The organism is Methylobacterium indicum (genome assembly GCF_001043895.1).
Classification (GTDB): domain Bacteria; phylum Pseudomonadota; class Alphaproteobacteria; order Rhizobiales; family Beijerinckiaceae; genus Methylobacterium; species Methylobacterium indicum.
Genome location: NZ_JTHF01000400.1, coordinates 1 through 1,899, shown reverse-complemented (window position 1 = coordinate 1,899; position 1,899 = coordinate 1). Strand labels below are relative to the sequence as shown.

At 73.6% G+C, this 1,899-nt stretch carries 3 protein-coding genes; 1 reads left to right on the top strand and 2 read right to left on the bottom strand.

The window, feature by feature from the left end; genetic code table 11:
• Positions 1–1,081, top strand: a 1,081-nt coding sequence (locus tag QR78_RS30780) for a type II secretion system protein GspD (protein ID WP_048431440.1), incomplete at its 5' end; no start/stop codon positions are given.
• 55 nt (positions 1,082–1,136) lie between these two features.
• Here QR78_RS30780 and QR78_RS30775 read toward each other — a convergent pair.
• Entirely contained in the window at positions 1,137–1,655 is a 519-nt protein-coding gene (locus QR78_RS30775; protein WP_048431439.1) for a hypothetical protein, read from the bottom strand.
• Positions 1,655–1,899: GspMb/PilO family protein (locus tag QR78_RS30770; RefSeq protein WP_048431438.1), on the bottom strand; the 245-nt coding region annotated here is incomplete at its 5' end. The genes QR78_RS30775 and QR78_RS30770, both read right to left, overlap by 1 nt.

Sequence of the window (1,899 nt, the reverse complement as noted above, 5' to 3'; positions counted from 1 at the left end):
CGCGCTCGGCGGTTATGGCGGTGGCGGCGCCTACGGGGGCTACGGCGGCGGGTTCGAGACGGGCTATGCCGGCGGCGGCGCCGGGATGCGGCGCGACGCCATCGGCATCGTCGCGGACGAGGCCAATAACAGCCTCGTCATCTCGGCCACGCGCAACCAGTACGACAAGATCCTGCGCATCCTCGGCCGCCTCGACGCGATGCCGACCCAGGTTCTGCTCGAGACCGTGATCGCCGAGGTCACGCTCAACGACAACCTCGCCTTCGGCGTGCAGTGGTTCCTCAAGCAGCAGGGCAGCCGCTTCAACCTCGCCAGCGCCGATACCAGCAAGGCCTCGGCGACGAGCGGCACCGCCGGGCTGATCACCTCGGCGATCCGCGGCGTGCCGGGCTTCAACTACCTGCTCGCCGGTTCCGACTTCAACGTGGTGCTCAACGCGCTGCAGGGCGTGACGCGGGTCAACGTGATCTCGTCGCCCAACATCACGGTGCTCGACAACCGCACCGCCAAGCTCCAGGTCGGCGATCAGGTGCCGATCATCAAGCAATCGGGCCAGAGCGCCCTGACCGCCGGCGCCCCGATCCTCAACCAGATCGAGATGAAGGATACCGGCGTGATCCTCTCGGTCACGCCGCGGGTGAACAAGAACGGCCTCGTCGTCCTCGACATCAACCAGGAGGTCAGCGACGTCGTCCCGACCACGACCTCGGCGATCGACTCGCCGACGATCCGCCAGCGCCGGGTCGCGACCAGCGTCGCGGTGAGCGACGGCCACAGCCTCGCCATCGGCGGCATGGTGCAGGAGAAGGCGCAGATCACCAACGAGAACCTGCCGGTCCTGAGCGAGCTGCCGGTGATCGGCCCGGCCTTCCGCAACCGCATCGACCAGCGGGTGCGCACCGAGCTCCTGGTGTTCATCCGTCCGCGGGTGATCCGCGGCACCGTCGAGGCCGATCGCATCGCCGAGGATTTCCGCCAGCAGTTCCGCACCATGATGCCGGTGCGCCCGGTCCTGCCGCCCCCGCCCCTGCCGGCGGCCTACGAGGGCCAGCAGGGGATTTTGCGGCGGATGCTGGACTGAGGCCGGCCGGATCGAAACGGCTCGGGTCCCCGCGCCCGCGACCGCGAGGGCCGGCTCACCGCCGCAGGGCCGGCTCCGCTTCCGCCACCGGCCGGGCGCCGACCGGCCGCAGCGTCGCGGCGGGTCCCAGGAAGGTCGCGACGTAGCGGCGCTCGCCCTGGATCACCGTCACCCGGTCGCTGCCGACCTCCGCGATCCGCCAATCCCCTCTGCCCTCGCCGCGGGCGAGCCAGGCCCGGCTGCCGCTGCCGTCGTCGATCAGCGCCCGCGCGGTCGGCCCGTCGAGGAGGATGCCGCGCACCACCAGGACCGGCCGCGGCGGGTCGCCGTCGAGGATGTCGCGGGGCCCCCGGGCGGTCCAGGGGCGCCGGCCGGGATCGAAGAGCGGGCGCCGCAGGGCCGTCTCGTCCGGGGGCGGCGGCGCGGCCGGGGCGTGCCGCGGCGCGGGCGCCGGCCCGCCATCGACCGGCCAGGCGAAGGCGGCGAGCATCAGGCCGGCCGACAGTCCGCAGGCGAGGCGGGCCCTGAGCCCGGTCGCGGCGAGCGCGGTCCGGACCGTCCGGAGGGCCGGCATCACGGCGTCCCTCCCGGGCCGGTCCGGCCGGTCGTCGGCGCGGGCAGCAGCACGCCCCGGGCCGTCAGGTTGAGGCGCATCACCGTGGCCCGGCCGATCTCGGAATCGGCCGGGCGCTCGACGCTCAGCACGGCCTCCTCGGGAACGATCAGGGGCGCTTCGCTCTCGAGGGCCGCCAGCAGCCCGTGCAGGCCCTCCGCGGTACCGCGCAGGGATGCCGAGAGGCGCGGCAGGGTCGGGCGGG

Excerpts from the sequence above, each read along its gene's own strand:
- QR78_RS30775 (WP_048431439.1), bottom strand. The coding sequence starts at position 1,655 with ATGCCGGCCCTCCGGACGGTCCGGACCGCGCTCGCCGCGACCGGGCTC.